The sequence below is a fragment of the Hylemonella sp. P2_B10 genome, assembly GCF_056404875.1.
In genome coordinates, this window is record NZ_JBFUDE010000006.1 from 306,353 (window position 1) to 321,693 (window position 15,341).

Annotated in this window: 16 protein-coding genes; 7 read left to right on the forward strand and 9 right to left on the reverse strand. The window is 66.7% G+C overall.

Features of this window, described 5'->3' with window-relative positions; genetic code table 11:
* Positions 1 to 89 precede the first annotated feature (89 nt).
* The 5 genes from AC1DX2_RS24230 to AC1DX2_RS24250 form a co-directional block, all read right to left on the reverse strand.
* Positions 90 to 563, reverse strand: a complete 474-nt coding sequence (locus AC1DX2_RS24230) for a YiiD C-terminal domain-containing protein (protein ID WP_477198994.1) — start codon at positions 561 to 563, stop codon at positions 90 to 92.
* Positions 556 to 1,170, reverse strand: a complete 615-nt coding sequence (locus AC1DX2_RS24235; protein WP_477198995.1) for an SIS domain-containing protein — start codon at positions 1,168 to 1,170, stop codon at positions 556 to 558. The genes AC1DX2_RS24230 and AC1DX2_RS24235 overlap by 8 nt, the downstream gene beginning before the upstream one ends.
* Entirely contained in the window at positions 1,167 to 1,826 is a 660-nt protein-coding gene (locus AC1DX2_RS24240; protein WP_477198996.1) for a YidC/Oxa1 family membrane protein insertase, read from the reverse strand. The genes AC1DX2_RS24235 and AC1DX2_RS24240 overlap by 4 nt, the downstream gene beginning before the upstream one ends.
* A gap of 108 nt (positions 1,827 to 1,934) precedes the next feature.
* Positions 1,935 to 2,408 (reverse strand): DUF6714 family protein, encoded by a 474-nt coding sequence (locus AC1DX2_RS24245; RefSeq protein ID WP_477198997.1) that lies wholly within the window; start codon positions 2,406 to 2,408, stop codon positions 1,935 to 1,937.
* A gap of 154 nt (positions 2,409 to 2,562) precedes the next feature.
* Positions 2,563 to 3,243, reverse strand: coding sequence for an ArsR/SmtB family transcription factor (locus AC1DX2_RS24250; protein WP_477198998.1), 681 nt, complete (start codon positions 3,241 to 3,243; stop codon positions 2,563 to 2,565).
* Positions 3,244 to 3,377: 134 nt separating this feature from the next.
* On the opposite strand from AC1DX2_RS24250, the gene AC1DX2_RS24255 reads away from it, so the two are divergent.
* On the forward strand, positions 3,378 to 4,025 hold the full coding sequence (locus tag AC1DX2_RS24255) for a flavin reductase family protein (protein WP_477198999.1): 648 nt from the start codon (positions 3,378 to 3,380) through the stop codon (positions 4,023 to 4,025).
* A 181-nt stretch (positions 4,026 to 4,206) separates the two neighbouring features.
* Positions 4,207 to 6,594 (forward strand): TonB-dependent receptor, encoded by a 2,388-nt coding sequence (locus tag AC1DX2_RS24260; protein WP_477199000.1) that lies wholly within the window; start codon positions 4,207 to 4,209, stop codon positions 6,592 to 6,594.
* A 13-nt stretch (positions 6,595 to 6,607) separates the two neighbouring features.
* Here AC1DX2_RS24260 and AC1DX2_RS24265 read toward each other — a convergent pair whose 3' ends face one another.
* Positions 6,608 to 6,820, reverse strand: a complete 213-nt coding sequence (locus AC1DX2_RS24265; RefSeq protein WP_477199001.1) for a hypothetical protein — start codon at positions 6,818 to 6,820, stop codon at positions 6,608 to 6,610.
* A 158-nt stretch (positions 6,821 to 6,978) separates the two neighbouring features.
* On the opposite strand from AC1DX2_RS24265, the gene AC1DX2_RS24270 reads away from it, so the two are divergent.
* Both AC1DX2_RS24270 and AC1DX2_RS24275 read left to right on the forward strand, forming a co-directional pair.
* Positions 6,979 to 8,661, forward strand: coding sequence for a M14 family metallopeptidase (locus AC1DX2_RS24270; protein WP_477199002.1), 1,683 nt, complete (start codon positions 6,979 to 6,981; stop codon positions 8,659 to 8,661).
* Positions 8,658 to 9,110: a DOPA 4,5-dioxygenase family protein gene (locus AC1DX2_RS24275; RefSeq protein WP_477199003.1), complete on the forward strand. Its 453-nt coding sequence runs from the start codon at positions 8,658 to 8,660 to the stop codon at positions 9,108 to 9,110. The genes AC1DX2_RS24270 and AC1DX2_RS24275 overlap by 4 nt, the downstream gene beginning before the upstream one ends.
* Before the next feature lie 24 nt (positions 9,111 to 9,134).
* Here the strand turns inward: AC1DX2_RS24275 and AC1DX2_RS24280 are convergent, their stop codons facing one another.
* Together AC1DX2_RS24280 and AC1DX2_RS24285 are read right to left on the reverse strand one after the other, a co-directional pair.
* Positions 9,135 to 9,620, reverse strand: coding sequence for a DUF6265 family protein (locus AC1DX2_RS24280; protein WP_477199004.1), 486 nt, complete (start codon positions 9,618 to 9,620; stop codon positions 9,135 to 9,137).
* Positions 9,621 to 9,717: 97 nt separating this feature from the next.
* On the reverse strand, positions 9,718 to 10,530 hold the full coding sequence (locus tag AC1DX2_RS24285; RefSeq protein ID WP_477199005.1) for an AraC family transcriptional regulator: 813 nt from the start codon (positions 10,528 to 10,530) through the stop codon (positions 9,718 to 9,720).
* Positions 10,531 to 10,581: 51 nt separating this feature from the next.
* Here AC1DX2_RS24285 and AC1DX2_RS24290 point away from each other — a divergent pair, with 51 nt between their 5' ends.
* Positions 10,582 to 11,208 (forward strand): ATP-dependent Clp protease proteolytic subunit, encoded by a 627-nt coding sequence (locus AC1DX2_RS24290; protein WP_477199006.1) that lies wholly within the window; start codon positions 10,582 to 10,584, stop codon positions 11,206 to 11,208.
* A gap of 56 nt (positions 11,209 to 11,264) precedes the next feature.
* Positions 11,265 to 12,461, forward strand: a complete 1,197-nt coding sequence (locus AC1DX2_RS24295) for an MFS transporter (protein ID WP_477199007.1) — start codon at positions 11,265 to 11,267, stop codon at positions 12,459 to 12,461.
* 4 nt (positions 12,462 to 12,465) lie between these two features.
* On the opposite strand, the gene AC1DX2_RS24300 is transcribed toward AC1DX2_RS24295, so the two are convergent.
* Positions 12,466 to 13,122 carry a hypothetical protein gene (locus AC1DX2_RS24300; protein WP_477199008.1) on the reverse strand — a complete coding sequence of 219 codons (657 nt, stop codon included), beginning with the start codon at positions 13,120 to 13,122 and terminating at the stop codon, positions 12,466 to 12,468.
* Positions 13,123 to 13,253: 131 nt separating this feature from the next.
* Here AC1DX2_RS24300 and AC1DX2_RS24305 point away from each other — a divergent pair, with 131 nt between their 5' ends.
* Entirely contained in the window at positions 13,254 to 15,341 is a 2,088-nt protein-coding gene (locus AC1DX2_RS24305) for a prolyl oligopeptidase family serine peptidase (protein ID WP_477199009.1), read from the forward strand.

Genomic DNA, 15,341 nt, shown 5'->3' on the forward strand with positions numbered 1-15,341 from the left:
AAAGACATCCCGGCTCACGCCGGCCAATGTGTGGGTGCGCCACGGTAACCGAAAACGGGGTTTCTTGCAGGCCCAGCCTTGCTGCGGGGTTAAGGGCCCAGCGCCACGAATTCACCCTGCAGGCGCCCCGCCTCTTGTCCGGCGTGCTCCAGCACTGCGGTGATGGCAATGCGCGCCTTGCCCTTGCGCGCCAGCATGCGGGCAAAGGGCTGCCACTGCGCCGCGTCCACCGTGGCGCGGGCTGTGAAGTCGCCCTGGATGGGACTGCCGTATTCCATGCTGTTGCGCTGAATCACCAGCCGCCCCTGCAAGCCCTGGGCGCGCATGCGGGTGTGCACCAGCGACCAGGCCGCCAGGATGGCCAGCGCCGAGGCGCTGCCGCCAAACACGGTTTCGCGGTGGTTGATGTTGGGCGCCAGCGGTGCCTGCAGCAGCACCTCGTCGGGCGACGCCACCAGCACGCGCACCTGCATGGCCGCCGACAACGGGATGTGCTGGTGCAGGTAGTGCTGCAACTGCGCTGGCGTGGCCAGCGCCGTATCAGGCTCAGCAGGCTCAGCCATGGGCGGGGGCGGCGGCGTAGTTCTCGGGGTAGAAATGGCGCTCCACCAGCTCGATCAGGATGTGCAGCAGCTTGATGTGCAACTCCTGCACGCGGTCGGCAAAGCCGTTGCCGCCAGGGGTATTGATGTACACCGTGCTCAAGCTTTGCAGCAGTTCGGCCGGCTTGCCGCTGAGGATGATGGTGTGCATGCCCAGCTCTTTGGCGGCTTGGGCGGCGCGCACCACATTCTTGCTGGTGCCGCTGGTGGTCAGCGCCAGCAGGCAGTCGCCTGGGCGGCCGTGGGCCTCGATGTAGCGCGAGAACACCTGCTCATAGCCCAGGTCGTTGCTGACACAGGTCAGGTGGCCGGCGTCGCTGATGGCGGTGGCGGCCAGTGCGGCGCGGTCGCGCCGGTAGCGGCCGGTCAGCTCTTCGGCGAAGTGCATGGCGTCGCACATGGAGCCGCCGTTGCCGCAGGAATAGACGCGCCCCTTGCGCTCGAACGTGGCGATCAGCAACGCGGCTGCCTGCTCCACTGCGGCCAGCGCTTCGGGGTTGTTCAGCAGCGCTTCCAGCGCGCTGTGGGCCTCGCGCAGGCTGGACTGGATATGGTTGTGCATGCTCATGGCAACATTGTCGCCGCGCGCCGGCGCGCCATCCAGGCGCGCAGCAAGAGCCCCTGCACCAGGCTGGCCACATTGGAGGTGGCCCAGTAAATGCCCACCGCCGAGGGCAGCGCCGCCACCGCAAACAGCGACACCAATACCGGCACCAGCAACAGGGCCAGCATCAGCACCGTGTTGTCGGTGACGCCGGGCATCAACAGCATGCTGGCGGCCATCAGCAGGCCAACCAGCACCGTCAGCCAGAAATCTGGTTTGGCCAGGTTGGCGATCCACAGGAAGCGGCCGCCAAACGCCATGCCCTGCAGCGTCTGGTACAGGCCGATGCCGAAAGCGCCCTGGCTCAGCAGGTTGGCCAGGCCCAGGCGGTCCATGAAACGGATGCCGTTGTCGCGGTACAGCGCCAGCAGCCGGCGGTTCAGCTCGCGCGCGTCGCCGGCATGGGTGTCACGCAGTTTCTGCACCTCGGGCTGGATGCGCTTCATCGCCTCTTGTCGCTGCTGCGCGCGCAGCGCGCCCACCAACGACAGCGGCATCAGGGCCGCCCGGGCCAGCAAGGTGAGCACGATGATGGCCATGGCCTGCGAGAGCCCACCCTGGCTGCTGAGAAAGTCCAATGCCCATTGAAGGGCCTGCGTCCACGCGGACCACGGCGCCATGTCAGCTCCTTGTTGTTTGGCTTGCGATGTTCGCGCAGTTGGGAGCGGATCGCGGCTTTTCAAGCCCTGGGCCAGGGCCGCGTCAGGCGCCAGGCCAGGCCGGCAGCATCAGGAGGTCTGCAGGGCAGCCAGCGCGGAGTCGATGTCCTCGCCACACAGGTCGGCCCAGTCTTCCTGCTCGCCGCACCATTCCAGGAACAGCACCAGGCAGGCTTTCTGCTCGGACGTGAAGGCGTCCAGCCGTTGCACCGATTCGGCCAGGCCATGCATGCTGGCGCCGAGGTCGAAGGTGAGGAACTCGGTGTCCAGCAGCGTCTGGCTGTTGGCCAGCAGCAGGCAGTGCGTCAGGTAGGAGGGCAGCACCCAACGCCAGCCGACGGCCGACAGGTGCTCCACCTGGTCGTAAATGCCGCGCAGCGCGGCCAACGGCAACAGGGGGGCATCGACATCGCGCAGGCTGTCGTTCAGCGCATGGCATTGCGCGCAGTCGTCGCGGCCATGCAGCAATGCAGCATCGCCCGCGGGCCGGGCAATGGGCGGAAACTGGACCTGGATGCGCTCCAACAAAACCTGGGGATGCATGGCGGGTGCTCTCGCTTGTTGCGTGATGCAACGGCGCGATTGTCGCGCAGATCAGGCAAATGCCCAAGCCCGGTGAAGCCCGGGGAAACCAGGCTTTTTCACTTTTTCAAAGTCTTACAAGCGCGGGCACATCTGGGGCCCCTGCGGGTGCGCTTCAGCCCTGGCCAATGGCGTCCCAGGCACGCACCCCGGTGGGCGAGAACTGCACTGCGCGTGAGCCCTGCAGGCGGCGCGCCCAGCCGCGCTCAAAGGCCAGCGCCAGCAAGGCCTTGCCCAGGGCGCCGGCCAGGTGTTCGCGACGCACGCTCCAGTCCAGGCAGGCACGGCAGGCCGGGCGGCGCGATTGGGCCAGCGCCGGCACATCCACCCCCAGCGGCGCCAGCACCTGCTGGGCGCGCGGCCCCAGCGCCAGCGTGGCACCCAGGTACACCACCGCCTGGGTGTGCAGCAGCCGGTCCAGCAGCGCCACCGCGTGCGCACCGGCCAGGTGGTCGTAGCACACCCGGGCTTCGCGCAGCACCGGGTCGCGTGGGCCGGTCAGCAGCGGGTAGGCGCCGGCGCGCCCGGCAATGCCCAGCAACTGCTCCAGCATCTCGGCCACGTCGTCATCGGCCAGCCGGTAGTAGCGGTGCCGACCCTGCTGGGTGTGGCGCAGCAGGCCACCATCCTGCAGCTTGGCCAGGTGGGCGCTGGCGGTGGGGCGGCCAACGCCGGCGGCATCGGCCAGCTCGGTGGCGGTCAAGGCCTGGCCGGCCATCAGCGTGGTCAGCATGTGGGCACGCGCCGGGTCGGCCAGCAGTGCGGCCAGTTTGGCGAGGTTGGGGCCTTCGGTCATGGCGGGGTTCCTCAGAAGCCCCCAGTATGCCGCCCTGGGCGGGGGCTTGCTTCGCTCGCGGGCGAAGCAAGGCCGGTGGCCGGCCGGCATGCTGGGGGGCCCTTCATGCTTTCCACGGAACCCTCGCCCGCACCATGCACCGCACCGAACCCCGCATCCTGTTGCCCACCAGCCGCGTCATCACCCCCGCCATCCTGTACTTCGGCACGCCGGTGGCGCTGGTCAGCACGCTCAGCCCACAAGGTCAGCCCAACCTCACCCCCATGTCCAGCGCCTGGGCGCTGGGCGACCGCGTCATGCTCGGCCTGGCCTGCGCATCCCAAGGCTGCGCCAACCTGCTGGCCACGCGCGAGGCGGTGATCAACCTGCCCGGCCCGGCACTGCACACGGCCGTGGAAGCCATGGCGGCCACCACCGGGTGCGACCCGGTGCCGGGCTACAAGCAGGCCATGGGCTACCGCTTTGATGCCGACAAGTTCGCCACCGCCGGGCTGACCGCGCTGCCCTGCGAACAGGTGGCGCCACCACGGGTGGCCGAGTGCCCGCTGCAACTGGAAGCGCGGCTGCTGGCGGCCCATCCCGCCACGCCGCTGCCAGGCGAAGAGGCCCCCGGCTTCATGACACTGGAGATGCAGGTGCTGCGCGTGCATGCGCATGAAGACATCACGCTGCCCGGCACCCAGCATGTGGACACGGCGCGCTGGAGCCCGCTGCTGTATGTGTTTCGCCATTACTTCGGCACGGGAGAACGGCTGGGCCGCAACTTCCGTGCACAAACCTGAGACATCGGGACGCCTTACAGCGGCGCACGCCAACAGCCAGCGTGGCCGCGTCCGCCTTTGCTTCAGCGTCGATACAACACTGATACAGCGGCGTGCTTTTCAGGCTGTAGGTGGGTGCTACAGTTGTTATGGCTTCCTCCTAATCAATAACCAGAGCCAATAAAAACCGGAGATAAAACCCATGAACTCGCTGCCCTCGCCATCCCCCCGTTCGCCCCGTTTCACCCGCAAGCTGCTGTGGCTGGCCGCCATGGCGGCCTGTGCCCAACTGCCTGTCACCAGTCTGGCCCAGCAGGCCCCTGCTGACGCGGCCAATGCCAGGAACTCCGCCACACTGGAAACGGTGGTGGTGTCGGCCACCAAGCGCAAGGAGGACGCGGCCAAGATCCCGCTGTCAGTCTCCGTGCTCAGCGGCGACACGTTGGCCGAACAGCACGTCATCAGCGTGGCCGATTTGTCGCGCTCGGTGCCCAACATGTCGTTCTCCGGCGGCCAGCAGGGCGGTGGCTCCGGTTTGTCAAACATCGAGTTGCGCGGCATCAGTTCGCAGGCCGGTTCGGCCACGGTTGGGGTGTATATGGACGACGTATCCATGACCACCCGCAACCTGTACAGCACCGGCAGCGCCGAGCCGAAGTTCTTCGACCTAGACCACATCGAGGTGCTGCGCGGCCCGCAGGGCACGCTGTACGGCGCCAGTTCCATGGGCGGCACCATCAAGTTCATCTCCAACCAGCCCAACCTGAAGTCAGTCGAGAACAGCTTCTCGGCCGACGTGTCATCCACCAACCATGGCGGCACCAACTACAACCTGAGCGCCGTCTACAACGCGCCGATCAAGACCAACGAGCTGGCGCTGCGCATCGGCGTGATGGCCGGCTCCACCAGCGGCTACATCGACCAGGTGTCGCAGGCCAACCCCAGCCAGATCGTGGCCCGGGGCATCAATTCCGAGCGCGACCTGGTGGTGAAGGCGGCGCTGAAGTGGCAGCCCACGCCGCAACTCAGCATCACCCCCAGCATCTTCTACCAGCGCGTGAAGAGCGAGGGCATGGACGTGTCGCACCTGACCGATGTCAGCGGCAAAGACCTGCCGCCCAACCAGAGCGACCAGCTGCTGCGCGAGCCCGGCACCGACCGCCTGCTGGTCAACAGCCTGACCGTCAACTACGACCTGGGCTGGTCGGACCTGACCTCGGTCACCAGCTATTTCATGCGCGATTTCAACCGCCAGCAGGACGGCCAGGCCGCCAACAGCCAATTCCTGGGCTGCTGCCTGATCACCGACGCGCCCGGCAAACCCGGCCTGGCCGATGCGGTGTACAACCTGCCCTCAGCCGTGCTGCTGGACAACCGGGTGCGCCAGAGCTCGCAAGAGTTGCGCTTTGCCTCCAAGGGCTATGACGGCAAGTCGCCCTGGGTGTGGCTGGCCGGCGTGTACCTGAGCAAGCTGGACACCACGGTGACCGACAACGAGCCGGTGTACGGCATCAACGCCACGTTCGCCAAGTACGGCGTCAGCGTGGCCAACACCGATGTGCTGTCCGGCGGCTTCGCCAACGCCTTTCCCAACGACAACGCCTACTACAGCCAGCGCCGCTACGCGGAAACGCAAATCGCCCTGTTCGGCGAGGCCACCTACTACGTGACGCCCGCGCTGCGCCTGACCGCCGGCGCCCGCTACCTGCAGGCCAGCGAGCGGCTGGACCGCAATGGCGACTATTACTTCGCCGCCGGCCCGGTGGCGTCTTCCTACAGTGGCGACTTCAACGCCGTGACGCCCAAGTTCGCCGTCAGCATGGATGTGGACCGCAACAACAGCGTGTTCGCCAGCGCCACCAAGGGCTTCCGCCTGGGCGGCGCCAATCGCGAGATACCCCTGTCCATTTGCGGCAAGGAACTCAACGATGTCTACCACCTGACCAAGTCGCCCGGCACCTTTGATTCGGACAGCCTGTGGAGCTACGAGATCGGCAACAAGTCGCGCCTGCTGGACGGCAAGCTGCAACTCAATATGTCGGCCTTCTACGTCAAGTGGAACAACATTCAGCAGAGCGTCGTGCTCAATTGCACGTTTGACTTCGAGGGCAACTTCGGCACCGCCACCTCGCACGGTGTGGAGTTCGAGGCCAAGGCCAAGGTGACGCCCAACCTGACCGTGGGCCTGTCGGGCGGCGTGACCAACGCCAGCTTCAGCGAGGACGTGCCGGCGATCAACGTCAAGGCCGGTGCCCAGTTGCAAGGCGTACCGAAGTGGAACGCGGCGCTGACCGGCGAATGGCGTTTCAACACCGAGGGCGCCATCGCCGGCTTCGTGCGCGGCGCTGCGCGCTGGGTGGGCGGCAGCCGCGGCTCCTTCGACCCGGCCAACGCCGACTACGACCGTCCCGGCTACCTGACGGCCGACGCCAGCATAGGCGCCACCATGGACCAGTGGGAGCTGGCGCTGTATGTGAAGAACCTGTACAACGACCAGACCATCCTGCAAAAGCCCTACGTGCAGTTCCTGACCGAGGCCTACCGGCAGCGGCCGCGCACGGTGGGGCTGACGCTGACGAAGTCGCTGTAGGGCCGCAGGGCTTTCACGCCATGGCCCGCTGTTGCGGGCCATTTTTTCCCCACCGATGGCCGCCCGCCCTGCCGTCAGACAAAGCGCGGCGTTCTCGGCCGGCATCGGCCTGCGCCCTGCCCTTGTCGCCATAATCCACTTCGTCGGGATAGACCCGGCGGTTGCCGGCCAGCCACTCTCGCTGCCGTTGCTGTTCCAGGTCGTTGCTTGCAGGTGGGTTGGTCATGGGTAGCTCCTGGGGAATCGCCCCAAGCATGGCGTATTTCGGATCACATGTTTCCTACCATTTGGAACAAAGTGTTCCCATTTGTTTCTACCGAATCGGTGAAGCCTTGCGCATCCCCAAACCGACTGTGAGGCGCCGCTGCGCTATCCTTCTGCCCCATGCAGATTCAATACAACCGCTACTACCGCTTTGAGGAGTTCACCGCACTGCTGCGCCACCTCACAGCCAAGTTCCCGCAGCTGCTGTCCATGGAGAGCATTGGCAAGAGCCATGAGGGCCGCGACATCTGGGTGCTGACAGCCACCAACCAGGCCACCGGCCCCGCTGCCGACAAGCCTGCTTATTGGGTGGACGCCAACATCCACGCCAGCGAATTGGCCGCCAGCGCCGCCGCGCTGTACCTGCTGGACATGCTGACGCGCGAATACGGCAAGCGCGAGGACATCACCCGGGCCCTGGACAGCCGCGCCATCTACGTCTGCCCGCGCATGAACCCTGACGGCGCGGAGTGGGCGCTGCGCGACAGCCCGAAGCTGATACGTTCCTCCACCCGCCCCTACCCGCACGACGAGGAACCGGTAGACGGCATGGACGTGCAGGACATGGACGGCGACGGCCGCGTGCTGATGATGCGGGTGAAGGACCCGAACGGCAACTGGAAATGCCACGCCGACGAGCCGCGCCTGATGGTGGCGCGCGACCACGTGGAGGCCGGCGGCACCTACTACCGCATCCTGCCCGAGGGGCAGCTGCGCGACTACGATGGCTTCAGCATCAAGGTCAACCCCGAGAAAGAGGGGCTGGACCTGAACCGCAACTTCCCCGGCGGCTGGCGGCAGGAGCATGAGCAGTCCGGCGCCGGGCCCTACCCGACGTCAGAGCCCGAGGTGCGCGCGGTGGTGCAGTTCATCACCGAGCGCGGCAACATCAGCGGCGGCATCACCTTCCACACCTGGAGCGGCGTGCTGCTGCGGCCTTTCGGCTCGCAGCCGGACGACGAGATGCCAGCCGAAGACCTGTGGGTGTACCAGCAGCAGGGCGAGCGTGGCACTGCCATCACTGGCTACCCGGCCATCAGCAACTACCACGAGTTCCGTTACCACCCGAAGGAGGTGACCACCGGCACCTTCGAGTGGATCTACGAGCACCTGGGCCTGTACAAATGGACAATAGAGATCTGGTGCCCGATGCGCGAGGCCGGCATCACCGACTACAAGTACATCGACTGGTTCCGCAAGCACCCGGTGGCAGACGATCTGAAGCTGCTGGCCTGGGCCGACAAGGAGCTGGACGGCAAGGGCTACGTCACCTGGTACCCCTACACCCACCCGCAGCTGGGCGAGGTGGAACTGGGCGGCTGGAACGCCTTCTACGCCTTTCGCAACCCGCCGCCGCACCTGCTGGAGCGCGAGATCGCCAAGTTCCCCGACTGGGTGCTGTACAACACGCTGACCTCGCCCAAGCTGGAGCTGGTGCACGCCAAGGCCGACAAGGCGGCTGATGGCACCTGGCGCATCGAGGTGGGGGTGCAAAACACCGGCCACCTGCCCTCTTATGTGAGCAAGCGCGCCTTGCAGCGCAAGCAAAGCCGGGGACTGATTGGCGAGATCACCCTGCCCGAGGCTGCCCGGCTGCTGGCCGGCAAGGCGCGCGAATTCGCCGGCGAGCTGGAAGGCCGCGCCTACAAGCACACGCTGACCAGCTTCTGGAGCGACAGCCACCCCACTGCCGACCGCGCCAAGCTGGTGTGGGTGGTCAATGCACCGCAAGGCGGCAAGGTGGACATCATCGTGCGCCATGCCAAGGCCGGCGCCGTGCGCACAACCCTGGAGCTGACATGAACGGCGACGCACCCGAGAGCTTTGCGCCAGCGCCACTGCCCCCATTGCCCGAAGCACTGCCGCCCGGGCAACGGTTGACCGGCCGCACGCCCATGCCCCACATCCACGGCTACCACGCCCACGTGTACTACGACGCCAGCACCTTTGCGTTGGCGCGGGACCTGACGGCTGCCGCCAAAGAACGCTATCCCCAGGTGAAACTGGGCCGCCTGCATGAAAAACCGGTGGGACCGCACCCGGACTGGAGCTGCCAGATCTCGTTCATGCCCGAGCTGTTCGGCCACATCCTGCCCTGGCTGGCCGTGCACCGCCGGGGCCTGGTGCTGTTCATCCATCCGTTGAGCGACAACGAGCTGCTGGACCATACCGAGCGCGCCATCTGGCTGGGTGGCATGCGCACGCTGGACACCAGCCTACTGAAGGATGGGCCGGTGGCGCCGGACCTTTGACGCGACCCAGTTGCGGCCGGTACTTCAGGGCGCCATGCGCTTGAAGGTCCACTCCTGCACGCGCTCCTGCCCGTTGATGCTGCCCTCAATGCGTGCCACCAGCGTGTCGCTGTCGCGCCGCTGGTAGATGATGCGGCGCGGAAAAGCGCGCTCCGGGTTTTCGAACACCACGCGGTTGGCCGTGAGCTCCTTCAGCGGAAACGGCGTGGCCGGGCTGCGGCCACCGGGGCTGGCGAAGTAGGTGATGCGGCCATCCTCGCCGCGTGCGATGCGCAGGAACTCGAACTCCCCTTTGCCGGCGCGCGTCTGTGTCAGGTTCACCGCCACCATCAGCTCGGCCTTGGGGCCGGCCCAGATTTCCTGCACCTCAGTCGCGTCTTTCACCTCGGACCAGTGGCCGGACATGAAGGCAAGGCCAGCCACGTCCTGGGCCTGCGCCCAACTGACGCAGAGCAAAAGCAGGCCGACGGCGAGAGCCCGGAAGCCGCCACGTGTGGTCATGTATCGCATGGGAAAGACTCCAGTTGCATGTTCTTGATAGGCAGACTGTAGGCCAGCAGCGGCGCGCCGTCTTGTACAAAAACGACACGCCGGCAACCACGGGGTTTCAGCGCGGCGCCACCAGTGCCGCCGACAGCACGCCCGCCTTGTGCAGGTAAGCGCGCGGCGGGCTGCCGGCAAAGCGGCGGAAGGCTCGGATCATGTGCGCCTGGTCGAAAAAACCGGTGGCCAGCGCGGCGTCCAGCCACGGGCTGGGCCGGCCGGCGTTGACCTGGTCGAACACCGCGCGGAAGCGGATGATGGAGGCCAGCAGCTTGGGTGCCATGCCGGTGACCTGGGTGATGCGGCGCTGGAACTGCCGCGGCGACAGGTTCACCGCCGCCGCCAACCCGGCCAGCGGCGCCTGGCCCTGGCTGGCAAACAGCTCCAGCACGGCCCAGGCCGCCGCTGCGTCCGGCGCGGCATCCGGCTTGGCCAGGCGCGCGACCAGTTGTTGCGCCAGCCCCATTACCATCGACTCCGAACTGTCGTTGGCCAAGGCCTTGATCGCCTGCGCCGCCCAACGCGCCGCGCCAGGCGCCAGCGGCAACCGGGTGTCCAGCGTCTGCGGCGGGGACAGATCGGTGAACTGGCTCACCGCATGCGGCCACAACCGCAACCCCAGCACACCCACTTGCCCTTTGGCGCGCAGCACCAGCGGCTTGGTGAGGTTGCCGGCCAGCAGCGCGCGCGGCTGGGCACGCCAACCACCCTGCCCATCCGCCTCTTCATACGGCTTACCGAAATGGAAAATCAGCTCTGGCGAGCCGTCCGGCGCGATGCATTCGTCATGCGGCTCTTTAAACCGCCCCTCAAACACCCATATACAGCGCAGCCGAGGCGCCAGGCCGGCGGGAGCGGGGAATTCTCGGTACTCCATGAACGGATTGTGCCAAGGGCTATCATTGCGCCACGAAAGACAGGATTCACCATGAGCAATATCTACCTGAACGACCACGACGACGAAGACGACAAGCCCGGCAAGAAGGGCGATGCCAGCCCCGACGCCCGCCCCGACCGCATGGAAGAGCAACTCTCCTTCAAATCGCGCTATGTGATGGTGTTTGGCGAGATCAACGACAAACTGGCGCACGCCGTCTGCCGCCGACTGCTGGCGCTGTCTGAGGATTCCGACGCGCCCATCACCATGCTGATTTCCTCGCCCGGCGGGCATGTGGAGTCGGGTGACGCCATCCACGACATGATCCGCTTCGTGCGTGCGCCTGTCACCACGGTGGGCACCGGCTGGGTGGCCAGCGCCGGTGCGCACATCTTCCTGTCGCCGCCGAAAGAGCGCCGCGTGTGCATGCCCAACACCCGCTTCATGATCCACCAGCCGGCCGGCGGCGCTGGTGGCCAGGCCAGCGACATCGCCATCCAGGCGCGTGAGATCATCAAGACGCGCGAGCGCCTGGCGCGCGTGATCGCCAAGCAGACCGGCAAGACCTACGAGACGGTGCTGGCCGACATGGAACGTGACTACTGGATGAGCGCCGAAGAGGCCATCAACTACGGCATCGTGTCGCGCATCATCGAGCAGCAGAGCCAGCTGCGCTGAACGGCGCCCCCGCCCTCGCCGCCCCGTGAAGCCCCACTGAAAGACTGGCGGCGGCGATGCGGCGCACCCCGGTGCTGTGGATCGTGCTGGCACAGCTGTGCGGCACGTCGCTGTGGTTCAGCGCCAACAGCGCGGCCGACGACCTGCAGCGCCTGTGGCACCTCAGCGCGTCCGACCTGGGTTGGCTGACCAATGCGGTGCAGGCCGGCTTCATCACCGGCACGCTGGGCTTCGCGCTCAGCGGCCTGGCCGACCGCTTTCCCGCCAGCCGCATCTTTGCTGTCTGCGCCGTGGCCGGCGCGGGCTTCAACGCCGCCTTTGCATTGCTGGCGCAGGACCTGCACGGCGCCATGGCATTGCGCTTTGCCGTCGGCCTGTCGCTGGCCGGCATCTACCCGCTGGGCATGAAGCTGGTGGTCGGCTGGGCACCGCAGCGCGCCGGGCAATCCCTGGGCTTGCTGGTGGGCATGCTGACGCTGGGCACCGCGTTGCCGCACGGCATACGCACCATGGGTGCCCACCTGTCCTGGCAGGGGGTGATATTGACCTCGTCCGCGCTGGCGCTGCTGGCCGCGCTGTTGATCGCGCTGCTGGGCGATGGGCCGTATCTGAAACCGCGCACGCCCAACACGGGTACAGGCAACCCGCCTCGGCCACACGTGCTCAGCGCCTTCAAGCGGCCGGCCTTTCGCGCCTCGGCGCTGGGCTACTTCGGCCACATGTGGGAGCTGTACGCCTTCTGGACGCTGGTGCCGCTGCTGATGGCAGCGGTGCTCAGCCAGCCCGGTGTGGACACGCGCATGCAGGTCTCGGGCTGGTCCTTTGCCGTCATCGCCATGGGCACGCTGGGCTGCATTGCCGGCGGCGTGCTCAGCCGTCGCCTGGGCAGCGCACGGGTGGCCGGCTGGGCACTGGCCACCTCGGGGCTGATGTGCGCGCTGTTCCCGCTGCTGCAGGGCCTGCCGGTGCCGCTGCTGCTGGTGGCCATGCTGCTGTGGGGCTTCGCGGTGGTGGCCGATTCGCCGCAGTTTTCGGCGCTGTCGGTGGCCGCGTGCCCGCCCGAACTGGTGGGCGCCGCGCTGGCGCTGCAAAACAGCCTGGGCTTCTTCCTCACGCTGTTTGCCATTGGGCTGGCCACCTCGGCACTGCCGGTGCTGGGCAGCCAGGTGGCCTGGCTGCTGCTGCCCGGCCCCGTGCTGGGGCTGCTGGGCATGCGCCGGCTGCTGTGGCCGGCGCCAGCTACGCAGCCGTAGTTCCTCAGTAGTACAGCGCCACGCCCACTTCGTAGTGGTTGCCGCTGAACGAGTTGCCGCCCTGCGAGAAGGTCTCGGACACCGCGCGCAGGCTCAGGCCAAACTGTGTCTTGGCCGCGTTGGTGGGACCCGAGTTAGACCACAGGTACTGCACCTCCAACACTGCACCGTTGTTGCTGTTGTACCGGCCCAGACCTTGCCAGCCCAGGCCTACGCCGGTGGCCGACAGGTCGGCATACGAGCGGCGGTAGCCACCGCCGATGCGCAAGGCGTCGGTGATGTTGAAGAAGCCGGTGAACTCCCACGGGATGGTGGTCATGCTCAGGCTGCCGTTGGTGCCCATGGGGTCGCTGTTGCCATGGCCGATCGCGGCCTGCACCGAGAAGCGCTCGTTCAGCCGGTAGTCCGCGCCGATGCGAAACTGCAAATCGCCCGCTGGCTTGATCTTGAAGGGGATGGTGTTGCCGTTCTGCACGTTGACGATGGTGCCCGAGGCCAAGACCTCGCCCCCACTGGCCATGCCGCCGCCCGCATAGAAACGCCAGTTGGAGGTTTGCTGCGCCTGGGCAACGCCTGCGGCGCCCGCCAGCAGGGCCAGGGCCAGCAAGCCCTTGGCTGCGAACGGCATGCGGCCGCCCGCGTGACACACGGATTGGTTCATTTCTTCACTCCCTGAAACTGTCTTTTTTGGGTCCACGGCATCCACGCATGGTGAGGCATGCCGTGTGCGACCATGAATCGTAGCAGCGGCAACGCGGCCCCTATACTGCCAGCGCTGCCAAACCCGTTTCCATGACCCAAAAAACAACATTTCCCACCAACGCGCCAGACCCCTACGAATGGCTGGAGGAGGTCACCGGCGAACAGGCGCTGGACTGGGTCAAGGCCCAGAACCAGCTGACACGCGAGCGGCTGGCGACGGACCCCGGCTTCCAGACGTTGCGCACCGAGCTGCTGAAGGTGCTGGACAACAAGGACCGCATCCCCACGCTGGACATGATGGGTGAGCATTACTACAACTTCTGGACCGACGCGCAGCACCCCAAAGGCATCTGGCGCAAGACCACGCTGGCCGAGTACCGCAAGACGGAACCAGCCTGGCAGACCGTGCTGGATGTGGATGCGCTGGCTGCGCAGGAGAACGAAAACTGGGTCTTCAAGGGCGCGCATTGCCGCCACCCGCAGCACGACCGCTGCCTGGTGGCGCTGTCACGCGGCGGCGCAGACGCTGCCGAGCTGCGCGAATTCGACCTCGCCACGCAGAGCTTCATCACCGGGCCGCAAGCCTTCACGCTGCCCGAGGCCAAGACCGACATCGCCTGGCGTGACCGTGACACGCTGTTCGTGGGCACAGACTTTGGCCCCGGTTCGCTGACCGAATCCGGCTACCCGCGCATCGTCAAGCTGTGGCAGCGCGGCACGCCGCTGAGTGAAGCCAGGACGCTGTTCGAAGGCCGGGCCAGCGACGTGGCCGTCAGCGCTTACACCAGCGAGCACGGTGGTGTGCGCCATGCGCTGGTGCACCGCGCCATCACCTTTTACGACGCCGAGCATTACCTGGTGCAAGGCGACGAGCAACTTGTCAAGCTGGACCTGCCGGCACAGGCCAGCCTGGGCTTCTTCGGCCAGCAGATGCTGGTCAGCCTGCGACAGCCGTGGGCCACCGGCGGTACCACCTACCCGGCCGGCAGCCTGCTGGCGGCGGACTTCGAAGCTTTTCTGCACCAGGGCAAGCGTGACTTCAAGCTGCTGTTCACGCCCAACGACAGCACCTCGCTGGAGACCTATGCGGTGACGCAGCACTGCGTGCTGGTGACCTCGCTGGACAATGTGAAAAGCAAGCTGGTCGAATGGCGCCTGGGTGCCGATGGCCAGTGGACCCAGCGCACCGTGGCACTGCCCACGCTGGGCGCGGTGAGCGCGCATGCCGTGGACGAGCAGGCGTCCGACACCTATTGGCTCAGCTACTCCGACTACCTGACGCCCAGTGTCTACCTGCTGGCACGGGCGGGCAGCGACCAGCGCGCACTGCTGAAGAGCACGCCGGCCTTCTTCGATGCCACGCCGTACGAAACCCTGCAACATCTGGCCACGTCCAAGGACGGCACACAAGTGCCGTACTTCGTCGTCAAGCGCAAGGACCTGGCCCTGGATGGTGCCAACCCCACGTTGCTCTACGGCTACGGCGGTTTCGAAATCTCGCTGACGCCGGCCTACTCCGGCGGCTTGGGACAGGCCTGGCTGGACAAGGGCGGCGTCTACGTGGTGGCCAACATCCGTGGCGGCGGCGAATTCGGCCCGCGCTGGCATCAGGCAGCGCTGAAGGCCCACCGCCAGCGCGCTTATGACGACTTCGCCGCCGTGGCCGAAGACCTGATTCGGCGCAACCTCACCAGCAACCGCCACCTGGGTGCCATGGGCGGCAGCAACGGTGGCCTGCTGGCCGGCGTGGCGCTGACGCAGCGCCCCGAGCTGTTCAACGCCGTGGTCAGCCAGGTGCCGCTGCTGGACATGCGGCGTTACCACCAGCTGCTGGCCGGCGCCTCGTGGATGGGCGAGTACGGCGACCCGGATGTGCCGGACGAATGGGCCTTCATCAGCCGGTACTCACCCTACCAGAATGTCCAACCCGGCGTCACCTACCCCAACGTGTTGTTCATCACCTCCACCCGCGACGACCGCGTGCACCCCGGCCACGCGCGCAAGATGGCGGCGAAGATGCTGGGCCAGGGCCATGCCAACGTCTGGTACTACGAGAACATCGAAGGCGGCCACGGCGGCGCGGCCGACAACGCGCAGCGCGCCGACATGTCGGCCATCACCTACAGCTTCCTGTGGGCCATGCTGAAGCGCGACAATACAGCCCACCGCGCGCATTGA